This is a genomic window from Streptomyces sp. NPDC056169 (assembly GCF_042268445.1).
Classification (GTDB): domain Bacteria; phylum Actinomycetota; class Actinomycetes; order Streptomycetales; family Streptomycetaceae; genus Streptomyces.
In genome coordinates this window covers 491,229-510,760 of record NZ_JBHJUO010000002.1, presented here as the reverse complement: position 1 = coordinate 510,760, position 19,532 = coordinate 491,229, and the positions used below count along the sequence as shown (strand labels likewise).

Genomic DNA, 19,532 nt, shown 5'->3' with positions numbered 1-19,532 from the left:
CGGTCGGGCACGTCCTAGGGTTGCTGTGTGAACGAGCTCGACGTTGTGGGTGTCCGGGTGGAAATGCCCTCCAACCAGCCGATCGTGCTCCTGCGGGAAGTGGGAGGCGATCGGTACCTCCCCATCTGGATCGGACCGGGTGAGGCGACCGCGATCGCCTTCGCCCAGCAGGGGATGGCCCCTCCGCGGCCGCTGACGCACGACCTGTTCAAGGACGTGCTGGAAGCCGTGGGGCAGGAGCTCACCGAGGTCCGCATCACGGATCTGCGTGACGGGGTCTTCTACGCCGAGCTGGTCTTCGCCAGCGGCGTCGAGGTGAGCGCCCGGCCGTCCGACGCGATAGCACTGGCCCTGCGGACCGGGACGCCGATCTACGGCAGCGACGGTGTGCTGGACGACGCCGGTATCGCGATTCCGGACGAGCAGGAGGACGAGGTGGAGAAGTTCCGCGAGTTTCTCGACCAGATCTCACCGGAGGACTTCGGGACCAACAGCCAGTGAGACGTGCGGCCGGAGGCCGCTTGCGAGGCCGTCGTGCGGGCCGGTCGTGAGGGCCCGTCTGCGCGCCGTTCGCGGGGTGCTGTCAGAGCATTCGAGTAGCCTTTCCCCGGGGAGAGACACGGCAAACCACTCTCAGGGTGATTATCACTCGGCGTGCCGAGTGTGGCGATCGTTGACGCACCTCGAGTGACTGCCTACCTTCGTGTGGGCAGGTCAAGGACGGAGGGTCGGCGTGATGAGCAGCGCGGACGGTACGGCAGGGAGTTCTCTCGGGCACATGTCCGGGGAGTCCGGTCCGTATCCGCTTCACGGCAGTGTGGGCGACTTCGGAACGGACGCGAGTTCAGGCCCGGCGGGCGAGGTGGTCGGCTACCGCGGCCCCACGGCCTGCGCGGCCGCCGGCATCACCTATCGCCAGCTGGACTACTGGGCACGCACCGGGCTCGTGGAGCCGAGCGTGCGGCCCGCGTACGGGTCGGGGACCCAGCGGCTCTACAGCTTCCGCGACGTCGTCGTGTTGAAGATCGTCAAGCGCTTCCTCGACACCGGGGTGGCCCTGCAGAACATCCGGGCGGCGGTGCAGCACCTGCGCGCCCGGGGCTTCCGCGACCTGGAGCGCATGACGCTCATGAGCGACGGGGCCACGGTCTACGAGTGCTCCTCGCCCGACGAGGTCGTCGACCTGCTCCAGGGCGGTCAGGGCGTCTTCGGGATCGCCGTCGGGGTCGTCTGGCGGGACGTGGAGGCGGCGCTCTCCCAGCTGCACGGGGAGCGGGTCGACACGGGAGAGACGCTGGTCGGGCACAATCCGGGCGACGAGCTGGCGAGGCGGCGGCGCGACAAGGCGGTCTGACGGGCGCTTCGGCGCGCTCCGGCGCGCTCTGGGGCCTGTGAGGGCTCGTGAGGGGCTTGTGAGGGCTGTTTGTCCCCCGTGTGGCTTGTTCTTCTGCGGGGCGGCCGTCTGTGGCTCCTGCGGGGTGTCTGTGGCTCGTGGGTCGTCAGCGATTCCGGCCGTTGTCAGTGGCATGGGGCAGCATCGGACATGTGAGAGCCGCGCCGACGATCCTGCATCTCGACATGGATGCGTTCTTCGCCGCCGCCGAGCAGGCGGCGAAGCCCAGCCTGCGCGGAAAGCCCGTCGTCGTCGGCGGCCTCGGGCCGCGCGGAGTGGTCGCCACCGCCTCGTACGAGGCACGCCGCTTCGGGGTCCACTCGGCCATGCCGATGGGGCAGGCGCGGCGGCTCGCGCCGAACGCGGCCTATCTCGTGCCGCGCTTCGCCTTCTACCGGTCGATCAGCGAACAGGTCATGGAGCTGCTCGGGCGGCTCTCGCCGCTCGTGGAGCCGCTCAGCCTCGACGAGGCCTTCGTGGACCTCGAAGCCGGCGGCCTCGCCGACGACAGCGCGAGCGCGCGGGCCGTCGGCGAGCGGCTGCGGGCGGGCATCCTGGCGACGACGGGGCTGACGGGGTCGGTGGGGCTCGCCGGGTCGAAGATGATCGCGAAGATCGCCTCCGAGGAGGCCAAGCCGGACGGGCTCGTCCTCATCGAGCCGGGCACCGAGAGGGAGCTGCTCGGGCCCCGGTCGGTGCGGATCCTGCCGGGGGTCGGGCCCGCGACGGGCGAGCACCTGCGGCGTGCCGGGATGACCACGGTCTCCGACCTGGCGGAGGCGGGCGAGGACGAGCTCGTACGGCTCCTGGGGCGGGCGCACGGGGCCTCGCTCCATCGGATGGCCCAGGGGTACGACGACCGGCCCGTGGTGGCCGAGCGGGACGCAAAGTCGGTGTCGGTCGAGGACACCTTCGACGTCGACCTGCACGACCGCGTGCGGATCAGGACCGAGGTGGAGCGGCTCGCGGAGCGGTGCGTGGCGCGGCTGCGGGCCTCCGGGCACTCGGGGCGCACGATCGTCCTCAAGGTGCGGCGGTACGACTTCTCGACGCTGACCCGGTCCGAGACGCTGCGGGGGCCCACGGACGACCCGGGGGTCGTGCGGGAGGCCGCGGGGCGGCTCCTGGAGGCGGTCGACACGACCGGGGGTGTGCGGCTGCTCGGGGTGGGCGTGAGCGGGCTCGCGGACTACACGCAAGAGGATCTGTTCGCCCAGGCGGAGTCCGCGCAGGCGGAGGAGGAACGGGCGGCGGCGGCCGTGGCTGCCGTGGTGGCGGGGGAGTCGGGCGGGGGCGGTGCGGCAGGGGGTGGTGTGGCCGGCGCCGGGGCTGTGCCGGACGAGTCCGCTTCCGACGCGCCCGGCGCCGGCGCCGGCGCCGTCGAGCGGCGGTGGGCGCCCGGGCACGACGTGCGGCACGCGGTGCACGGGGCGGGGTGGGTGCAGGGGAGCGGCGTCGGGCGGGTCACGGTGCGGTTCGAGGAACCGTGGTCCGCACCGGGGCGGGTGCGGACGTTCTCGGTGGACGATCCGGAACTGGAGCCTTCGGAGCCGTTGCCGTTGGTGCGGGGGGAGTGTCGGGCGGGGGCGTGACGGTGCCGTGGCGTGGCGGTGGCTGGGTGTGGGTTGTGGGGGGTGCGCCCGGCCTTGCGGCCGGGCTGGGGTTCCCACCCGCACCACCCGTGCGGGTGGGGAAGCAGAGGTGCGGGTTTTGGCGTGAGGAGTTCCGCGCCGTTGGCGGCTGGGACCCGTACCGGCCCTGACGGTGCCGGGCCGGCCGAGCTCGTGCCGCCTGTGACGGTGCCGTGAGGCTGAGCCCAGCCGCCTGTGCTGGTGGCGGGGCGGGCTGGGCTCAGCCACCTGTGCCGGGCCGGACTGGGCTGGTGCCGCCTGTGCTGGCGCCGGGCGGGTTGGGCTCGTGCCGCGGCCGCGGCCGCTGCCGCTGGTGCTGGCAGGCCTGGGCTCGTGCCGCCTGAGACCGTGCCGTGCCGTGAGGCCGAGCCCAGCCGCCTGTGCTGGTGCCGGGCGGGCCGGGCTGGTGCCGTTTGTGTTGGTGGCGGGTGGGTTGGCCTTCCCGGGTGCGGCTTTGCCTGAGGGGCGCGTACCCGTCGTGCTTGTGCGTGGGTGTTACGGGCCCTCCTGGCCTGCCAGGTGGCCGAAGTCGGTGTCTTCGGGGTTCTGGGGCGGAGGTGGGAGTGTGAGGCTGTAGTGGCGGTAGAGCTGGAGCTCCTGCTCGGGGGAGAGGTGGCGGCCCACGCCGAAGTCGGGGGCGTCCTTGATGAGGGCGCGTTCGAACGGGATGTGGAGGCCGTCGTCGAGCAGGTCGCTCGGCTCCAGCGGGACGAAGGCGTCCCTGCTGAACAGGCCGGTGCGGACCGCGGCCCATTCCGGGATGCCGGTCGCGTCGTCCAAGTACACCTCGTCCACGGTTCCGATCTTGTTTCCGTTCCGGTCGAACGCCTTGCGGCCGATCAGGCTGCGCGGATCGATGTCGGTCTGCACGGTCCCTCCAACTGGTCGCAACTGCTCTACACCCCTACGAAAGTGCACAACTGGGATGTCGGCCACTTGAGCGATGGGAGCCGCAACCTCGCTGGTAGGCTGGCTGTGGCTGTCGACCCTGTGCGGGAGAGTCCCCCGGAGAAACCTTCCGGAGGGCGCCGAAGGAGCAAATCCTCCCCGGAATCTCTCAGGCCCCTGTACCGCGCGGACGAGGTCACTCTGGAAAGCAGAGCGGTGTCCACGGCATGCGCTCTCACCGACGGTGAAAGCCGGCGTGCCGCGAGGCGTGCCGGTGAAACTCTCAGGTTGAGATGACAGAGGGGGAGGCCGTCCGGGTACCCGCGCCGTGGTGCCCCTCGCAGGTCGTGACGACCAGGAGGCCTCCGTACATGACCGCCAACCGCATTCCGCTCTCCGAACTCGAACAGGGCATCCCGTTCGAGCAGCGGCACATCGGGCCCGACGCCGAGGCGCGGGCCAAGATGCTCGCCCAGGTCGGTTACGGCTCGCTCGACGAGCTCACTGCCGCCGCGGTGCCGGACGTGATCAAGAACGCCGAGGCGCTGGGCCTGCCGGCCGCGCGCACCGAGGCCGAGGTGCTCGCCGAGCTGCGCACGCTCGCCGACCGCAACCAGGTCCTCGCGCCGATGATCGGCCTCGGGTACTACGGCACCTTCACGCCTCCGGTGATCCTCCGGAACGTGATGGAGAACCCCGCCTGGTACACGGCGTACACGCCGTACCAGCCCGAGATCTCGCAGGGGCGCCTTGAGGCGCTGCTCAACTTCCAGACCATGGTCGCCGACCTGACCGGTCTGCCCACCTCGGGCGCCTCCCTCCTCGACGAGGGCACCGCCGCCGCCGAGGCCATGTCCCTGGCCCGACGCGTGGGCAAGGTCAAGAACGGCGTCTTCCTCGTCGACGCCGACGCCCTGCCGCAGACGATCGCCGTCATCGAGACCCGCGCCGAGCCGACCGGTGTCGAGGTCGTCGTCGCGGATCTCAGCCAGGGGATCCCGGCCGAGATCGCCGAGCGCGGTGTCTTCGGCGTGCTGATCCAGTACCCGGGTGCCTCCGGTGCCGTCCGCGACATCAAGCCGCTGATCGACGCCGCCCACGAGCTCGGTGCCATCGTCACCGTCGCCGCGGACCTGCTCGCCCTGACCCTGCTCACCTCGCCGGGCCAGCTGGGCGCGGACATCGCCGTCGGCACGACGCAGCGCTTCGGCGTCCCCATGGGCTTCGGCGGTCCCCACGCCGGCTACATGGCCGTCCAGGACAAGCACGCCCGCTCGCTGCCCGGCCGCCTGGTGGGTGTGTCCGTCGACGCCGACGGCAACCGCGCGTACCGCCTGGCCCTGCAGACCCGCGAGCAGCACATCCGCCGCGAGAAGGCCACCAGCAACATTTGTACGGCCCAGGTGCTGCTCGCCGTCATGGCCGGCATGTACGCCGTCTACCACGGGCCGGCCGGGCTGAAGGGCATCGCGCAGCGGACCCACCGGTACGCCTCCCTCCTCGCCGCGGGTCTCACCGCCGGTGGCGTCGAGGTCGTGCACGGTTCGTACTTCGACACCCTCACCGTCCGGGTGCCCGGTCGCGCCGACTCGGTCGTGGCCGCCGCCCGCGAGGCCGGGGTGAACCTCTACCGCGTCGATGCCGATCTCGTCTCGATCTCCTGCGACGAGACCACCGGGCGCGAGCAGCTCGCCGCCGTGTGGGGCGCCTTCGGTGTCGACGGCGACGTCGAGGCCCTGGACGCGTCCGTCGGGGACACGCTGCCCTCCGGGCTGCTGCGCTCCGACGCGTACCTGACCCACCCGGTCTTCCACGCGCACCGCTCCGAGACCTCGATGCTGCGCTACCTGCGCAAGCTGGCCGACCGCGACTACGCGCTCGACCGCGGCATGATCCCGCTCGGCTCCTGCACGATGAAGCTGAACGCGACGACCGAGATGGAGCCGGTGACCTGGCCCGAGTTCGGCCAGATCCACCCCTTCGCCCCGGTCGACCAGGCGCAGGGCTACCTCACGCTCATCACCGAGCTGGAGGAGCGCCTCGCCGAGGTCACCGGCTACGACAAGGTGTCGATCCAGCCCAACGCCGGTTCGCAGGGCGAGCTGGCCGGTCTGCTGGCCGTCCGCGCCTACCACCGCGCCAACGGTGACCTCCAGCGCACCGTCTGCCTCATCCCGTCCTCCGCGCACGGCACCAACGCCGCCTCCGCGGTGATGGCCGGCATGAAGGTCGTCGTCGTCAAGACCGCCGACGACGGCGAGGTCGACGTCGTCGACCTGCGCGCCAAGATCGAGCAGTACCGCGACGAGCTGTCCGTGCTGATGATCACCTACCCGTCGACGCACGGCGTCTTCGAGGAGCACGTCGCCGACATCTGCGCCGAGGTCCACGAGGCCGGCGGTCAGGTGTACGTCGACGGCGCCAACCTCAACGCGCTGGTCGGGCTCGCGAAGCCGGGCAAGTTCGGCGGCGACGTCTCGCACCTGAACCTGCACAAGACCTTCTGCATCCCGCACGGCGGCGGCGGCCCGGGTGTCGGTCCGGTCGGCGTCCGCGCCCACCTCGCCCCGTACCTGCCGAACCACCCGCTCCAGCCCACCGCGGGCCCGGAGACCGGCGTCGGCCCGATCTCGGCCGCCCCGTGGGGCTCCGCCGGCATCCTGCCGATCTCCTGGTCGTACGTGCGCCTGATGGGCGGCGAGGGCCTCAAGCGCGCCACGCAGGTCGCCGTGCTCGCGGCGAACTACATCGCCAAGCGCCTGGAGCCGCACTTCCCGGTGCTCTACACCGGTCCGGCCGGTCTGGTCGCCCACGAGTGCATCGTGGACCTGCGTCCGCTCTCGAAGGAGACGGGCGTCACGGTCGACGACATCGCCAAGCGCCTGATCGACTACGGCTTCCACGCGCCGACGATGTCCTTCCCGGTGGCCGGCACGCTGATGATCGAGCCCACCGAGTCCGAGGACATCACCGAGCTGGACCGTTTCTGCGACACGATGATCGCGATCCGGGCCGAGATCGAGAAGGTCGCCTCGGGCGAGTGGCCCGCCGACGACAACCCGCTGCACAACGCCCCGCACACCGCGGCCGCGCTGGGCGGCGAGTGGAACCACGCGTACAGCCGTGACGAGGCGGTCTTCCCGGCCGGTGTCTCGCCGGCCGACAAGTACTGGCCGCCGGTGCGCCGCATCGACGGTGCCTTCGGCGACCGGAACCTGGTCTGCTCCTGCCCGCCGATGGACGAGTACGACCACTGAGTCGCTGAGTGCCTGAGTGGCTGAACCACTCAGGCGCCGCGTACGGACCGAGGGCCGGTTCGGAGGATGTCCTCCGGGCCGGCCCTCGGCGTTGCTCTCCCTCGTACGGCGATCTCCGCGCGCCGCTCAGGCGGCGGTCGTGACCTGTCCCGCCGTCAGCGGCCGGTGCGGGGCGATGATCTGCCCGTCCGGCAGCAGTTCACCGGTGTCCTCGAAGAGCAGGACGCCGTTGCACAGCAGGCTCCAGCCCTGTTCCGGATGGTGTGCCATCAGGCGGGCTGCCTCCCGGTCGTTGGAGTCGGCGGTGGGACAGGCAGGCTGGTGCTGGCACATGGGTGGGTTCTTTCGCTGCGTCGTGGTGGATGTCCTGCGGCTCTTCGCGCTCATCGCCGCCCCCGTCGGTCGGTTCGGTTCCGGTCCCAGTCTTGCCCCATGGACGGTCTTCCGCAGGTATTTCGCGGCAGCTCGTCCTCTCCGGGGAAGACGCATCACCCGCAGGGGCGGTTCAGGCCAACTACACGGTCTCTTCGGGTGGTTCGAAGTGGTCCGAGCGGGCTAGTCCGTACGGGAGGGGTGTTCGGGTAGTGCGTTCGGGCGGGTGCTCGGACAGCAGTGCGCCCCGTGACCCGGGCGGGTCACGGGGCGGGGCGGCGCGTGCGGTGGATCAGGCGGGCGCCGCCGAGCCCAGGAGGGGCGGCGGCGCGAGGCGCGTACTGAGCACGGGCAGGAGGTCGGCGACCTGGTACGGCCGGTGGGCCGCGATCCCCGGCGGCGCGGGGGCCAGGGGCACCAGGAGATCGGCCGATGCCGGGGCGACGGTCGTGCCGTCCGCCTCCAGGTCGGCGTGCAGCCAGAGCGTCAGCATGTAGAGCTCCGGTACGGAGAGGAGCCGGGGCTGGTACGGGGTGGGCAGCGCCTCGGCGTGGAGCAGGGCCTGTTCCGTCGCGGTGACGTACGGCCCCTCGAAGAAGTGCGAGAAGGTCCAGCCGTCCGGGGTGAGCCTGGTGTCCGCGGCGGCGATCGCCCGGTCCCCGTTCCGGATCAGGAACCGCCAGCCGGTGAGCCGGGTGCGGGGTGACGGTGTCCGTCCCGGAGCTCCCGTGACGCCGAGGACGTGGACGGGCAGCGGGAGTTCGGGGCTCAGTGGTCCCTGCGCGGCCCGCAGGGCGGGGGTGCGCGCCTCACGGACGGCGGTCGGTGAGCCGAGTGCCGCGAGGACACTGCGGAGGGCCGGCACGGGGGCCGGAGAGGGTCGGAGCATGATGGGTCGCCTCTCACTCAGGAGACACGGTGATGCGTGGGCAGGTACGACGGCGCTGTCGGCGGCGCGGCCAGAGAGGGGCCATGGGGCCATGGCCGGGGCACCAACACTCTGCCTCGTTCGCGGAGTTTATACGACACGTGTTCACAGAGTGTTTCCGCTAGACGCCACCGATATTCCTGGCAAGGCGTCATCCGGCCTTATTCGAGGGGCTGTTCAAGCGGAATCATGACGGCCGCACCGCCCTCACCTGCGTATTCCTCGCCGAGTCGGACGGCTGAATTCCCATCCCCTACCCCGGGGCAATATGACATTGGTATATGTCGACCGTGTCATGCCTTCGGGATGTGCCGGTGGAGCGCTGCTTCCAGCCTATCGCCCGACGGCCCCGTTCCGCAGGCGTTGTGGATCAGAGAGGTGGGCATCATGGTCCGTGACGCGCGGCCGTCGCCGCGGCCGCCCATGGCGGGAGGGACGGCTTCGATGGGGGAGAAGGTCGACGCGGACGGGTTCGGCCCGGCCGACCGGCAGCAGTACCGGAGAAAACTCCAGCAGTGTCTCGCGGGGCTCGCGAGGCTGCTGGCGGAGAAGAGGTTCGACCGGCCCCGCAATCTCATGGGGCTGGAGATCGAACTCAATCTCGCCGGCGCCGACGGACTGCCCCGGATGCTCAACGCGCCTGTTCTGGAAAGGATCGCGAGCTCCGATTTCCAGACGGAACTCGGATTGTTCAATCTGGAAGTGAACATCGCCCCCCACCGGCTCGGCGGGAGGGTATTCGACCGGCTCGCGGAAGAGATCGGCACCGGACTCGGATATGCCGACCGCAAGGCGAAGGAGCTCGACGCCGGCGTCGTCATGATCGGCATACTTCCCACGCTCGCCCAGAGCGACCTGGTCTTCGAGAACCTGTCGGCCGCCGACCGCTACACGCTCCTCAACAACCAGATCCTCGCCGCCAGGGGCGAGGACTTCACCCTCGACATCCACGGGGTCGAACGGCTCCTGTGCACCTCGGAGTCGATCGTGCCGGAGGCCGCCTGCACCTCCGTCCAGCTCCATCTCCAGGTCACCCCGGCCCGGTTCGCCGCCGTCTGGAACGCGGCGCAGGCGGTGTCGGGCGTCCAGATCGCCCTCGGCGCGAACGCGCCCTTCGTCTTCGGACGCGAGGTGTGGCGCGAGTCCCGGCCGCCCCTCTTCCAGCAGGCCACCGACACCCGGCCGCCCGAGCTGCAGTCCCAGGGCGTCCGGCCGCGCACCTGGTTCGGGGAGCGGTGGGTGGACTCGGTGTACGACCTCTTCGAGGAGAACCTCCGCTACTTCCCCGCCCTCCTGCCCATCTGCGACGAGGAGGACCCGCTGCTCGTGCTCGACGAGGGCGGCGTACCGAAGCTCCCGGAACTCGTCCTGCACAACGGCACGGTCTACCGCTGGAACAGGCCCGTGTACGGCTGGGTCGACGGGGTCCCGCACCTGCGCGTCGAGAACCGGGTGCTGCCCGCGGGGCCGACCGTGACCGACGTGATCGCGAACGCGGCCTTCTACTACGGACTCGTGCGCTCGCTCGCCGACGAGCCGCGGCCGGTCTGGAAGCGGATGGCCTTCGAGGACGCGGAGGCCAACTTCGACACGGCGTGCCGGCACGGCATCGAGGCGGAGCTGCGGTGGCCCCGCTCGGGCCGCGCGGGCGGTGTCGCGACCCTGCCGGCGGTACGGCTCGTCCTCGACGAGCTGCTGCCGCTCGCCGCGGCCGGTCTCGACGCGTGGCACATCGAGCCGGCGGACCGGGACTTCTACCTCGGGGTGATCGAGCAGCGCTGTCTGCGGAAGGTGAACGGCGCCTCCTGGCAGGCCGACACCTTCCACCAGGCCCTGGAGTCGGGCCTCGACAGGGAGGCGGCGCTCGCGGCGACCACCCGCCGCTACCGGACGCTCATGCACGAGGGCGAGCCGGTGCACACCTGGCCGGTGGGGATCGGCTGAGCTCTGTCCCACGCGCTCGGGGCGGCGGTCCGGGGCGGCATCCCCGGGCATGGGTGATCATGTCAAGGTAGTCGAGGCCGGACGCGACTGCCGGAACGGCATGGGCCCGCGGCGGGGAAGTGGAGACAGGTGTGGTGTCGGAGCAAGACGTGAGGGACGCTTCCCTGCCCCCCGGAGGTCTGCCGCGGAAGGTGCTGCGCTCCGAGACCCTCATCGTGCTCGCGCTCTCGCTCGGCGCGAGCGCGTTGTCGTCCCTCATCAGCTTCATCGGCTCCCTGACCCGGCCGGGGGCGCTGAAGGACCAGGCGGCGACGCTCAACGGCTCGTACGCGCCGGGGCGGCCGTGGCTCGACCTGTCCTGGCAGCTCTTCGGCATCGCCTCGGCGCTGGTGCCGGTCGTCCTCGTCGCCCATCTGCTGCTGCGGGAGGGCGTCGGACTCCGGGCCATCGGCTTCGACCGGACCCGGCCCTGGCCGGACCTGGGGCGCGGGGCGCTGGTCGCGGCCGGGATCGGGAGTGCGGGGCTCGCCTTCTACCTGGCGGCTCAGGCGTCCGGTTTCAACCTGACGGTCGTGCCGGAGTCCCTGCCGGACGTGTGGTGGAAGTACCCGGTACTGATCCTCTCGGCGGTGCAGAACTCCGTCCTGGAGGAGGTCATCGTCGTCGGCTATCTGCTGCGCAGGCTCGGGCAGTTGGGGTGGACGCCGATGGCGGCCCTCGTCGCGAGTTCGGTGCTGCGCGGCTCGTACCACCTCTACCAGGGGATCGGCGGCTTCCTCGGCAACGTGGTGATGGGCGTCGTCTTCGTCCTGCTGTACCGGCGCTGGGGACGGGTCGGGCCGCTGGTCGTGGCGCACGCGCTGCTCGACATCGTGGCTTTCGTCGGGTACGGGCTGCTGGCGGGGAAGGTGGGCTGGTTGCCCACCACGTGACGGGATGCGGGAGGTAGGGGCGTGCGGCTTGAGCCGTACGCCCCTCTCCTTTGCGTCAGGCGTGCAGATCGCCGTCGATGACCGTCACCGCGTGGCCGGTCAGCAGGGTGCGCTCGCCGCGCAGCCGGGTGCGGACGAGGCCGGTACGGGCGCCGCCCTGGAAACCGGTGAGCTCGTCGCGGCCGAAGCGGGCCGACCAGTAGGGGGCGAGCGCGGTGTGGGCGCTGCCGGTCACCGGGTCCTCCTCGATGCCCACGTTGGGGAAGAAGCCGCGGGAGACGAAGTCGTAGCCGCCGTCGGGGTTCTCGGCGGCGGCGGTCGCGATGATTCCGCGAGAGGAGAGACCCACGAGGGCGGCGAAGTCCGGCGTGAGCGCGCGCACGGTGGCCTCGTCGCGGAGCTCGACCACGAGGTCGCCGATGTGGGCGGACGTGTCGTGGACGGCGAGGACCTCGGCGCCGAGCGCCTTCGCCAGCCCGTCGGGGACGGGGACGGGGAGGAGGGCGGAGGTCGGGAAGTCCATCGTGATGGTGCCGTCCTCGGCGGCGGTGGCGCCCAGGACGCCGGACCGGGTGGCGAAGCGGATCGTGCCGCTCGCCGCGCCGGTGGTGTGCAGGACGTGGGCCGTGGCGAGCGTGGCGTGGCCGCACAGGTCGACCTCGGTGGTCGGGGTGAACCAGCGCAGGGCCCAGTCCGCCTCGCCGCCGGCGGGCAGGGGGTGGGCGAAGGCCGTCTCGGAGAGGTTGACCTCCGCCGCGACCTTCTGGAGCCAGGAGTCCTCGGGGAAGGAGTCGAGGAGGAGCACGCCGGCCGGGTTTCCGGAGAAGGGCAGGTCGGTGAAGGCGTCGACGATTCGGATCCGCATGCCGCCGACCGTACAAGGTGCGCAAACGCACGGGCCAAGGCCAATCGCGGAGAACTGGACCGTGTTGTCCGGCGTCCTCCGAGGGGGATCTACGGCGGCCTCGGGGGGCTTCGATGATGTTCGGGTACGCGGACGACTGGTGGACGCTGTTCTTCGTTCCGGTGGTGCTGTGGGTGCCGTTCGGGCCCTTCGTCATGGGTGGGGTGGGCGTGTGGTGCGCCTTCCGGCCCGGCCTGCGGACGCGGCTGTGGTCCGTACTGCTGCCGCTGCTTCCCGTGACGGTCTCCGCGATCGCGATGGTGATGCCGCTGGGTCAGCCGACCCGTACCGACGACCTCGTGGGCTATCTCCTCGTGTACGTCCTCGGCATCACGGTGCTGCCGTGGCTGCTGGGGTGGGGGATCACGCCGGGGGTGCGGGCGGTGCGGGCCCGGCGGCGGGCGGGGGAGCTGAGGGGACAGGGGTGACAGGGGTGACAGGGGTCAGCTGGATCACCGAGGTCAGCCGCATCACGCGGGTCACAGGGGTGACAGGATCATGAGGACCTCGTCGCGGTCGTCGTCGGGCGCGAGCCGGAGGGCTCCGGGCCAGCGGCCGATCTCCTGCCAGCCGAGGCGGCCGTAGAACTCTTCGAGGCCGACGCCACCGCGTGCCGCGAGCCGCAGCTGCTCCAGGCCCATCTCGTCGCGGGCGATCACCCGGGCCTGCCGCACCAGAGCCGCTCCGATGCCCCGGCCTCGTACATGGAGGCGGGTCTGGACGTGGTGCAGCGTGCCCCAGTGCGCGACCAGGGGGTGCGGATCGCGGCGGAGGTTCAGCCAGCCCGCGACGGCGCCGCCGACGGTCGCGACGACGAGGCGGCTGTGCCCCGGGTCGAGGCCCGTGACGATGCGGTCGACCGCGGCGGCGACCTCGGCGGGATCGACCGGAGGGAAGGGGAATCCGGCGGCGCCGCCGGCGTCGCTCACTTCGATCCAGCACGCGGTGAGGGCCGTGGCGAGTGGGCCGGTCACCGCGTCGGCGGTGGCGAGCTGTGTGTAGAGGACGTCGTCGGACCCAGTCGTGATCATGGTCATCATGATGAGCATGATCACGACCGGGGTCTCCGGTCGTCAGGCGTGTCGTTCGTCTCGCCGCCGGATCAGCTCCTCGACCGCGGTCGGGAGGGTCGTCTCGAAGTCGATCATCTTCGCCCATGTCGGGGTCACGACGATCCGGACCATTCCGTCGTAGAGCGAGCGGACCTCGGCCTCCCACTCGACCCGCTGCTCGGGCGTCATCGTGTAGGCGCCGTTCGCCTTGAGGAACTCGTCGGGGATGCCCTCGACCAGGTCCAGCTCGGCTCGGCCGCGCAGGAGGAGGATCTTCGGCGGGTGCACCTCGGTGTCGATCGTCAGGGCGACCGCCGGGTTCTGGCGCAGGGCCGCCAGCTTCGGGGCGTTCGTCGGTGTGCACATGACGATCTCCGCGCCGTTCCACGAGAAGCCGATCGGGATGGCGCGGGGCGTGCCGTCCTGGGCGACGTACGCCAGTCGGGTGATGTCGCGGGCCAGGAGTTCCTGGCTGACGGGTCGGCTCAGGATCTCGGTGATCTCGCTCGCCTGCATGGGTGGTTCCACCTGCCTTCTCGTGGTCGCCCCCCCCGAATGCCCCCCACTACTCCACCAGCCTAGGACGGTGTCCTGCGCCCGGCGGTCAGGGGCCTGGCGCCAGGCTGTTTGCCGGGGTCATGCCCCCGGATCCTCCGTCACGGGCAGGCACTCGGCGAGCAGGTCGACGACGTCGCGCCAGGCTCGCTGCGCGTGCTGCGGGTGGTAGCCGACGCCGGGGACCGTGGGGTGGTCGACCGGCGGGTGATGGAAGGCGTGCAAGGCGCCGCCGTAGACCGTGAGGCGCCAGTCGACGCCCGCGGCCTGCATCTCGGCGGTGAACGCGTTCCGTTGCGCGGGCGGCATGATCGGGTCTTCCGACCCGACGCCGGCCCACACCGGGCAGCGAATGAGCGCCGCCTCGCCCGGTCGGCCCGTGGTCGTTGCGTTGACTGTCCCGATCGCGCGCAGGTCGACGCCGCCGCGCCCGAGTTCCAGCCCGATGGCGCCCCCGGTGCCGTAGCCGACGGCGGCGATCCGGTCGGGGTCGGTCCGCGGTTCGGCGCGCAACACGTCGAGCGCCGCATGGCCGATGCCCCGCATCCGGTCGGGGTCGGCGAGCAGCGGCATGCAACGGGCCAGCATCTCCTCGGGGTCGCCCAAATAGCGCCCGCCGTGAAGGTCGAAGGCCAGCGCTACGTATCCCAGCTCGGCGAGGGCATCGGCCCGGCGGCGCTCGACGTCGCTGAGTCCCGTGCCCTCCGGTCCGAGCAGCACCGCGGGCCGGCGGTCGACACCGGCCGGGATCGCGAGGTGCCCGATCATCGTCAAACCGTCCGCCGGGTACTCGACCGTACGTGTCGTGATCGTCGTCATGAGACGGGACTGTAGTGATCGTCGAGCCCGGTCCGGCCGGTGTTCTGCCACTGGCAGAACAGCGTGCGTGTCCCTTGGGCGTGTCACCCGGGACCTTTGTCGATCGACTTCACCGACACGAACTGCCCAGCAGTCACTCGTGGATGGCACGGATCGCCGTGCATCGATCTTCGGTGGCGACCGGTCGAGGTTCGCTGTCGCAGGTCACACGACTTCCGTAGTCGCTTCTTGCTCGACGAACAGTTCCGATATATCGTTGAGGTATCGCGACAGTGCAACGATGGAAACCCGATGGAAGGAGCGTTGCGATGCGTTCACAAGGACACGAGTACGGAAACGGACACGGAGCCGGTCGTGGGGGCTGCGGCCCCGGGCCTCGTGGGGACCGCGAGGGGCGGCGGGCCGCGTTCGGGCCGTTCGGGCCCGGCTTCGGTGGCGGTGGCCCCTTCGGGGGCGGCTTCGGCGGGGGCGGGCGGGGTCGCGGCGGTGGCCGGGGGAGGGCGCGGCGCGGTGACGTGCGTGCGTCGATCCTGGCGCTCCTGAAGGACCGCCCCATGCACGGCTACGAGATGATCCGGGAGATCGGCGAGCGCAGCGACGGGGCCTGGAAGCCCAGTCCCGGCTCGGTCTACCCCACCCTCCAGATGCTGGAGGACGAGGGGTTGATCACCAGCGCGAGCGAGGGCGGCAAGAAGCTGTTCACGCTCACCGACACCGGGCGCGCCGAGGCCGAGGAAGGGCCGGAGGCCCCGTGGGAAGAGGCCGGGCGCGGCGTCGACTGGGAGGCCGTGAACGAGATCCGGCAGGCCGGCTTCGGTCTGATGGAGGCGTTCGGGCAGGTCTGGAAGACCGGCACCGCCGAGCAGCGGCAGAAGGCGGTCGGCGTGATCAACGACGCCCGCAAGAGGCTGTATCTCATCCTTGCCGATGAGGACTGAGGGTCTCAAGGCTGAGGACTGAGGGTCTCAAGGGTGACGGCTGAATGGTGTGAGGGCCCCGTGGCGTGTGCCGCGGGGCCCTTTCGCGTGCGTGCGGTCAGGCGACCAGGCCCGACAGTTTGCGGAGCGACTCCGTCAGCGCCGCCGTCGCCGAGTCCTTGAGCTTCCCTGCCATGAGGGAAACGGCTGCCCCCGTGAACTCGCCGTCGATCCGCAGCGTCGTCGCGTCGCCGTCCGCCGCGAGCGAGTAGCGCGTCGTCACGGTCACCCCCATCGGGCCCTTGCCCCGGATCGCGAGCGCCCGGTCGGTCTCCAGCTCCTCGACCGTCCAGAGCACCTCGGCGGGGAAGCCCATCAGCTTCATGTTCTCGGTGAAGGTGGCTCCCGCCTCCAGGGCCGCCGGGCCGCCGCTCGGGAAGCTGGTGTGCGTGGCGTTCCACTCGCCGTACGAGGGGAAGTCCATGAGGCGCGCCCAGACCTTTCCGGCCGGGGCCTCGATCCGTGCCTCCGCGCTGACTTCGGCCATGCGACCACCCCTTCAGGCGTGCCAACTGGTTCCGGTGTCGCGGAACGTAGCCGGGCGGGCGCGAACATTCAATACTGATGAACCGTCAGTTCTGCGGCGGCCGGCCCCGCGCCGTCGCCGATCCACCAGATCTCGGCCGAGTCGAAGCAGTCGGAGGCGCGCGGCCCCCCGTCCTCCTCGTGGCAGTGGAACGCGGCCCAGAACAGGTCGGCCGGCAACGCCTCCCGGGGTGCGTACACCCGGTACACGTACTGCCGGCCGTCGCGTGCGAGCAGGGCCACCATCCAGAACACGACCGGAAGACGAACGGCAACGGGCCCGCGGTTGCAACGGGGGCGCAATGCAAGGCGGCGCGCGCCCCCGGAGGCGAACGCGGGCAATCTCCTCCGTAAGGAGGAGGAACCGTGCGCCTGTGCCCAACTCCGGTGGGATGCGGACATGCTTCTCCCTGGTGATGTTCCGGCCGCCCCGGCCTGATGAGGTGGAAGGGTGCACCGTCCCGTTCCTCTCCAGCCGTCACTGCCCCAGCCGCCCCGGCAGCCCGCCGCCCCGCGTGCCGAGCTCGCGTCCTTCCTGACGCCGTCGCTCGCGGCGGTCGTGGCCGGCGCGCGGCGCAGAGCCCTGCGGGACGGGGACCGTCAGATCGACACCGCGCACCTCCTGCACTCGCTCGTCGAGTCGGACCCGGACGTCGGCGCCGTCTTCGAGGGCGACCATCAGCTCGCCCGCGTCCTCGGTTACCTCGCCCAGCGGTCCATCGGCTACGGTCTGCGCTGGCAGCGCTCGGTCGAGCAGTCGGGTGCCCGGCGCCTGCTGCCCGCCGTGCGCGAGGCCGAGCCGCAGGGTGGCGGCGGACGGGCCTCCGGCTGGTCGCCGGCCGCGGTCGCCGCCCTGGAGGGCGCCTTCCGGCGGGCCGCCGGGTGGGGCGACGAACGCGCGCGCGGAGTTGATCTGCTCGTCGGTGTCGCCGCCGACCCCGAGAGCCGGGCCGTCGAGGTGCTGCGGCGGGCCGGGGTCGATCCGATCGCGCTGGTCGCCCGTATCGACGCTCGAGACGAGAGCCGTGGTGAGGCCCTCGGTGAGAGCCGTGGTGAGGCCCTCGGTGAGGGGCGGATCGTGGCCTTGGGTGAGGGGCCGTCTCAACAGGTGTAACGGGGGTTACGCACCTGACCGCGTCCTGTCATGATGGCCCGATGCACGCGTCTCAGGGGAGAAGCGCCGGCCTGGGACTTGCCCTGGCCTCGGCCTTCGCATTCGGTGGTTCAGGAGTGGCGGCCAAGCCGCTCATCGAGGCGGGACTCGACCCGCTCCACGTGGTGTGGCTCCGGGTCGCCGGCGCCGCGCTCGTCATGCTCCCGGTGGCCTGGCGGCACCGGGACCTCCTGCGCCGCAAACCCGCCCTCCTCGTGGGCTTCGGCCTGCTCGCCGTCGCCGGTGTCCAGGCCTTCTACTTCGCCTCGATCTCCCGCATCCCCGTCGGCGTCGCGCTGCTCATCGAGTACCTCGCCCCGGCCCTCGTCCTCGGCTGGGTCCGCTTCGTCCAGCGCCGGCCCGTCACCCGCGCCGCCGCCCTCGGCGTCGTCCTGGCCGTCGGCGGCCTCACGTGCGTCGTCCAGGTCTGGTCCGGGCTGAGCTTCGACCTCGTCGGGCTGCTCCTGGCCCTTGCCGCCGCCTGCTGCCAGGTCGGCTACTTCGTCCTCTCCGACCAGGGGTCCGACGAGGCCGAGCAGGCCGATCCGCTCGGAGTCATCGCGTACGGGCTGCTCATCGGCGCGCTCGTCCTCACCGTCGTGGCCCGCCCGTGGGGCATGGACTGGGCGATCCTCGGCGGCAGCGCCGACATGGACGGCACCGGCGTGCCCGCGTGGCTGCTGCTCGGCTGGATCGTGCTGATCGCCACGGTCCTCGCGTACGTCACCGGCGTCATCTCGGTCCGTCGGCTCTCGCCGCAGGTCGCGGGGGTCGTGGCCTGCCTGGAGGCCGTCGTCGCGACCGTCCTGGCCTGGGTGCTGCTCGGCGAGCACCTGGACACGCCGCAGATCCTCGGCGGAGCGCTGGTCCTGGTCGGGGCCTTCATCGCGCAGTCCTCGACGCCCAAGGCGCCGCCGGCCGATCCCGTGGCGGCCTCCGGGGGCGATTCCGGGGGCGGGGTCGTCGGGCGGGACGAAAAGGAGTTGTCGGCCGGGCGGAGCGCCCCCTAGCGTGGCGCTCATGCACGTGATCGCACGTTCGACGCCGCCGCCCACCGCCTAGCGCGCGCGGCGACACCTTCCGACGAGGACCGGGCTCGGGTGAGCGGATCTCCGCCCCGAGCGGTTCGTCGCTGTCCGCGCGCGGAGCCGAGCGACCACCCTTCCCTCTTCCTCCTCGGAGAAGTCACGTGCCGAACTCCTCGGAATCCGCCCTGTCCGTCGGGCGGAGCCTGCTCTATCTGATCGTCGCCGGGATCGCCTGGGGCACGGCCGGTGCCGCCGCCTCGCTGATCTTCCGCGTCAGCGACATGGGCCCGCTGGCCCTCTCCTTCTGGCGCTGCGTCGGCGGGCTCGTCCTGCTGCTCGGCGCACTGGCCCTGCGGCCCCGCCGGGCCGTCGCCCGCACCGCCGGGGAACCGCGCGGCCGGCGGACGGCCCGCATCCTCGGTACGGGGATCGGGCTGACCGTCTTCCAGAGCGCCTACTTCGCCGCCGTCCAGAACACCGGCCTCGCCGTCGGGACCGTCGTCACCCTGGGGGCGGGTCCCGTCCTCATCGCCGTCGGCGCCCGGCTGACCATGGGCGAACGCCTCGGCCGCGGCGGCGTCGTCGCCGCCACCGGGGCCCTCGCCGGTCTTGCCGTCCTCGTCCTGGGCGGCGGGGCCGCGGAGGTGCGGCCGCTCGGCGTGATCCTCGCGGTCGTCTCGGCGGCCGGGTACGCCGCGATCACCCTGCTCACCCGGTGGCTCGGCCGCGACGGCGGCGGGACGGACGCCCTCGCTACGACCACCTGGGCCTTCGCCATCGGAGCGGTCGCCCTGCTGCCGCCGGCAGCCGCGGAAGGACTCGTACCGCACACCGACGCGCCGGTGCGGGTCGTTCTCCTGCTGGTGTACGTGGCGGCCGTGCCGACCGCCCTCGCGTACGCCCTCTACTTCGCCGGGGCGGCCGTCGTCCGGGCCGCCACCGTCTCCGTGATCATGCTCCTGGAGCCGGTGAGCGCGGCCCTGATCGCCGTCTCGCTCCTGGGCGAGCGGCTCACCGGAGCGATCGTCCTCGGGACCCTGCTGCTGCTCGCCGCCGTCACCGGCCTCGCCTTCGCCGAGGCGAGGACGGCGGCGGTACGGCGGCGGGAAGAGGCCGTGGAGGCCGTGGCGGTGTAGTGCCTGTCCGGCGGATCAGGGCCGGATAGGGCGCGGGG

Annotated in this window: 20 protein-coding genes and 1 riboswitch; of the genes, 11 read left to right on the top strand and 9 right to left on the bottom strand. The window is 71.7% G+C overall.

Annotation, left to right across the window (positions count from 1 at the left end):
* The first annotated feature begins 27 nt into the window (after positions 1 to 27).
* From ACFC0G_RS04840 to ACFC0G_RS04830, 3 genes are all read left to right on the top strand, one after another.
* Entirely contained in the window at positions 28 to 501 is a 474-nt protein-coding gene (locus tag ACFC0G_RS04840; protein WP_015032172.1) for a bifunctional nuclease family protein, read from the top strand.
* Positions 502 to 736: 235 nt separating this feature from the next.
* Positions 737 to 1,354, top strand: coding sequence for a MerR family transcriptional regulator (locus ACFC0G_RS04835; RefSeq protein ID WP_376397235.1), 618 nt, complete (start codon positions 737 to 739; stop codon positions 1,352 to 1,354).
* Positions 1,355 to 1,545: 191 nt separating this feature from the next.
* Entirely contained in the window at positions 1,546 to 2,985 is a 1,440-nt protein-coding gene (locus ACFC0G_RS04830; protein ID WP_376397232.1) for a DNA polymerase IV, read from the top strand.
* A gap of 534 nt (positions 2,986 to 3,519) precedes the next feature.
* Here the strand turns inward: ACFC0G_RS04830 and ACFC0G_RS04825 are convergent.
* Positions 3,520 to 3,894 carry a PRC-barrel domain-containing protein gene (locus ACFC0G_RS04825; protein WP_376397229.1) on the bottom strand — a complete coding sequence of 125 codons (375 nt, stop codon included), beginning with the start codon at positions 3,892 to 3,894 and terminating at the stop codon, positions 3,520 to 3,522.
* 113 nt (positions 3,895 to 4,007) lie between these two features.
* A riboswitch (glycine riboswitch) is annotated at positions 4,008 to 4,107 on the top strand.
* Between the two features lie 176 nt (positions 4,108 to 4,283).
* On the opposite strand from ACFC0G_RS04825, the gene gcvP reads away from it, so the two are divergent.
* Positions 4,284 to 7,169, top strand: a complete 2,886-nt coding sequence (gene gcvP / locus ACFC0G_RS04820) for an aminomethyl-transferring glycine dehydrogenase (protein ID WP_376397226.1) — start codon at positions 4,284 to 4,286, stop codon at positions 7,167 to 7,169.
* Positions 7,170 to 7,295: 126 nt separating this feature from the next.
* Here gcvP and ACFC0G_RS04815 read toward each other — a convergent pair whose 3' ends face one another.
* Complete coding sequence (locus ACFC0G_RS04815) at positions 7,296 to 7,502, bottom strand: DUF5999 family protein (protein WP_024756896.1); 207 nt, start codon at positions 7,500 to 7,502, stop codon at positions 7,296 to 7,298.
* Between the two features lie 331 nt (positions 7,503 to 7,833).
* Positions 7,834 to 8,430 carry a hypothetical protein gene (locus tag ACFC0G_RS04810; protein ID WP_376397222.1) on the bottom strand — a complete coding sequence of 199 codons (597 nt, stop codon included), beginning with the start codon at positions 8,428 to 8,430 and terminating at the stop codon, positions 7,834 to 7,836.
* Positions 8,431 to 8,913: 483 nt separating this feature from the next.
* Between ACFC0G_RS04810 and ACFC0G_RS04805 the strand changes: the two genes are divergently transcribed.
* Both ACFC0G_RS04805 and ACFC0G_RS04800 read left to right on the top strand, forming a co-directional pair.
* Positions 8,914 to 10,413: a glutamate--cysteine ligase gene (locus ACFC0G_RS04805; RefSeq protein WP_376397219.1), complete on the top strand. Its 1,500-nt coding sequence runs from the start codon at positions 8,914 to 8,916 to the stop codon at positions 10,411 to 10,413.
* Between the two features lie 149 nt (positions 10,414 to 10,562).
* Positions 10,563 to 11,345, top strand: a complete 783-nt coding sequence (locus tag ACFC0G_RS04800; RefSeq protein ID WP_376397216.1) for a type II CAAX prenyl endopeptidase Rce1 family protein — start codon at positions 10,563 to 10,565, stop codon at positions 11,343 to 11,345.
* Positions 11,346 to 11,400: 55 nt separating this feature from the next.
* Here ACFC0G_RS04800 and ACFC0G_RS04795 read toward each other — a convergent pair whose 3' ends face one another.
* On the bottom strand, positions 11,401 to 12,210 hold the full coding sequence (locus tag ACFC0G_RS04795; RefSeq protein ID WP_376397213.1) for a PhzF family phenazine biosynthesis protein: 810 nt from the start codon (positions 12,208 to 12,210) through the stop codon (positions 11,401 to 11,403).
* A gap of 113 nt (positions 12,211 to 12,323) precedes the next feature.
* On the opposite strand from ACFC0G_RS04795, the gene ACFC0G_RS04790 reads away from it, so the two are divergent.
* On the top strand, positions 12,324 to 12,677 hold the full coding sequence (locus ACFC0G_RS04790) for a hypothetical protein (protein ID WP_376397210.1): 354 nt from the start codon (positions 12,324 to 12,326) through the stop codon (positions 12,675 to 12,677).
* A gap of 51 nt (positions 12,678 to 12,728) precedes the next feature.
* On the opposite strand, the gene ACFC0G_RS04785 is transcribed toward ACFC0G_RS04790, so the two are convergent.
* The 3 genes from ACFC0G_RS04785 to ACFC0G_RS04775 all read right to left on the bottom strand — a co-directional run bounded on the left by ACFC0G_RS04785 (position 12,729) and on the right by ACFC0G_RS04775 (position 14,675).
* Positions 12,729 to 13,280: a GNAT family N-acetyltransferase gene (locus tag ACFC0G_RS04785; RefSeq protein ID WP_376397207.1), complete on the bottom strand. Its 552-nt coding sequence runs from the start codon at positions 13,278 to 13,280 to the stop codon at positions 12,729 to 12,731.
* A 42-nt stretch (positions 13,281 to 13,322) separates the two neighbouring features.
* A complete protein-coding gene (locus tag ACFC0G_RS04780; RefSeq protein WP_376397204.1) occupies positions 13,323 to 13,817 on the bottom strand; it encodes a pyridoxamine 5'-phosphate oxidase family protein in 495 nt (164 codons plus the stop codon).
* A gap of 120 nt (positions 13,818 to 13,937) precedes the next feature.
* Positions 13,938 to 14,675: a dienelactone hydrolase family protein gene (locus tag ACFC0G_RS04775; protein ID WP_376397202.1), complete on the bottom strand. Its 738-nt coding sequence runs from the start codon at positions 14,673 to 14,675 to the stop codon at positions 13,938 to 13,940.
* A 308-nt stretch (positions 14,676 to 14,983) separates the two neighbouring features.
* Here ACFC0G_RS04775 and ACFC0G_RS04770 point away from each other — a divergent pair, with 308 nt between their 5' ends.
* Entirely contained in the window at positions 14,984 to 15,613 is a 630-nt protein-coding gene (locus ACFC0G_RS04770; RefSeq protein ID WP_376397199.1) for a PadR family transcriptional regulator, read from the top strand.
* 97 nt (positions 15,614 to 15,710) lie between these two features.
* Here ACFC0G_RS04770 and ACFC0G_RS04765 read toward each other — a convergent pair whose 3' ends face one another.
* Positions 15,711 to 16,139, bottom strand: a complete 429-nt coding sequence (locus ACFC0G_RS04765) for an SRPBCC family protein (protein WP_376397196.1) — start codon at positions 16,137 to 16,139, stop codon at positions 15,711 to 15,713.
* 68 nt (positions 16,140 to 16,207) lie between these two features.
* Positions 16,208 to 16,432 (bottom strand): hypothetical protein, encoded by a 225-nt coding sequence (locus ACFC0G_RS04760; RefSeq protein WP_024756886.1) that lies wholly within the window; start codon positions 16,430 to 16,432, stop codon positions 16,208 to 16,210.
* A 196-nt stretch (positions 16,433 to 16,628) separates the two neighbouring features.
* Between ACFC0G_RS04760 and ACFC0G_RS04755 the strand changes: the two genes are divergently transcribed.
* From ACFC0G_RS04755 to ACFC0G_RS04745, 3 genes are all read left to right on the top strand, one after another.
* The gene (locus ACFC0G_RS04755) at positions 16,629 to 17,291 is read left to right on the top strand and encodes a Clp protease N-terminal domain-containing protein (RefSeq protein ID WP_376397193.1); all 663 of its coding nucleotides are present in this window, start codon (positions 16,629 to 16,631) and stop codon (positions 17,289 to 17,291) included.
* A 41-nt stretch (positions 17,292 to 17,332) separates the two neighbouring features.
* Positions 17,333 to 18,340 (top strand): DMT family transporter, encoded by a 1,008-nt coding sequence (locus ACFC0G_RS04750; RefSeq protein ID WP_376397190.1) that lies wholly within the window; start codon positions 17,333 to 17,335, stop codon positions 18,338 to 18,340.
* Between the two features lie 179 nt (positions 18,341 to 18,519).
* Positions 18,520 to 19,494 carry a DMT family transporter gene (locus ACFC0G_RS04745; RefSeq protein ID WP_376397187.1) on the top strand — a complete coding sequence of 325 codons (975 nt, stop codon included), beginning with the start codon at positions 18,520 to 18,522 and terminating at the stop codon, positions 19,492 to 19,494.
* Positions 19,495 to 19,532 lie beyond the last annotated feature (38 nt).

Excerpts from the sequence above, each read along its gene's own strand:
- ACFC0G_RS04815 (WP_024756896.1), bottom strand. The coding sequence starts at position 7,502 with ATGTGCCAGCACCAGCCTGCCTGTCCCACCGCCGACTCCAACGACCGG.
- gcvP (WP_376397226.1), top strand. The coding sequence starts at position 4,284 with ATGACCGCCAACCGCATTCCGCTCTCCGAACTCGAACAGGGCATCCCG.
- ACFC0G_RS04765 (WP_376397196.1), bottom strand. The coding sequence starts at position 16,139 with ATGGCCGAAGTCAGCGCGGAGGCACGGATCGAGGCCCCGGCCGGAAAG.
- ACFC0G_RS04770 (WP_376397199.1), top strand. The coding sequence starts at position 14,984 with ATGCGTTCACAAGGACACGAGTACGGAAACGGACACGGAGCCGGTCGT.
- ACFC0G_RS04795 (WP_376397213.1), bottom strand. The coding sequence starts at position 12,210 with ATGCGGATCCGAATCGTCGACGCCTTCACCGACCTGCCCTTCTCCGGA.
- ACFC0G_RS04810 (WP_376397222.1), bottom strand. The coding sequence starts at position 8,430 with ATGCTCCGACCCTCTCCGGCCCCCGTGCCGGCCCTCCGCAGTGTCCTC.
- ACFC0G_RS04790 (WP_376397210.1), top strand. The coding sequence starts at position 12,324 with ATGATGTTCGGGTACGCGGACGACTGGTGGACGCTGTTCTTCGTTCCG.
- ACFC0G_RS04780 (WP_376397204.1), bottom strand. The coding sequence starts at position 13,817 with ATGCAGGCGAGCGAGATCACCGAGATCCTGAGCCGACCCGTCAGCCAG.
- ACFC0G_RS04785 (WP_376397207.1), bottom strand. The coding sequence starts at position 13,280 with ATGATCACGACTGGGTCCGACGACGTCCTCTACACACAGCTCGCCACC.
- ACFC0G_RS04750 (WP_376397190.1), top strand. The coding sequence starts at position 17,333 with ATGCACGCGTCTCAGGGGAGAAGCGCCGGCCTGGGACTTGCCCTGGCC.
- ACFC0G_RS04775 (WP_376397202.1), bottom strand. The coding sequence starts at position 14,675 with ATGACGACGATCACGACACGTACGGTCGAGTACCCGGCGGACGGTTTG.
- ACFC0G_RS04805 (WP_376397219.1), top strand. The coding sequence starts at position 8,914 with ATGGGGGAGAAGGTCGACGCGGACGGGTTCGGCCCGGCCGACCGGCAG.
- ACFC0G_RS04835 (WP_376397235.1), top strand. The coding sequence starts at position 737 with ATGAGCAGCGCGGACGGTACGGCAGGGAGTTCTCTCGGGCACATGTCC.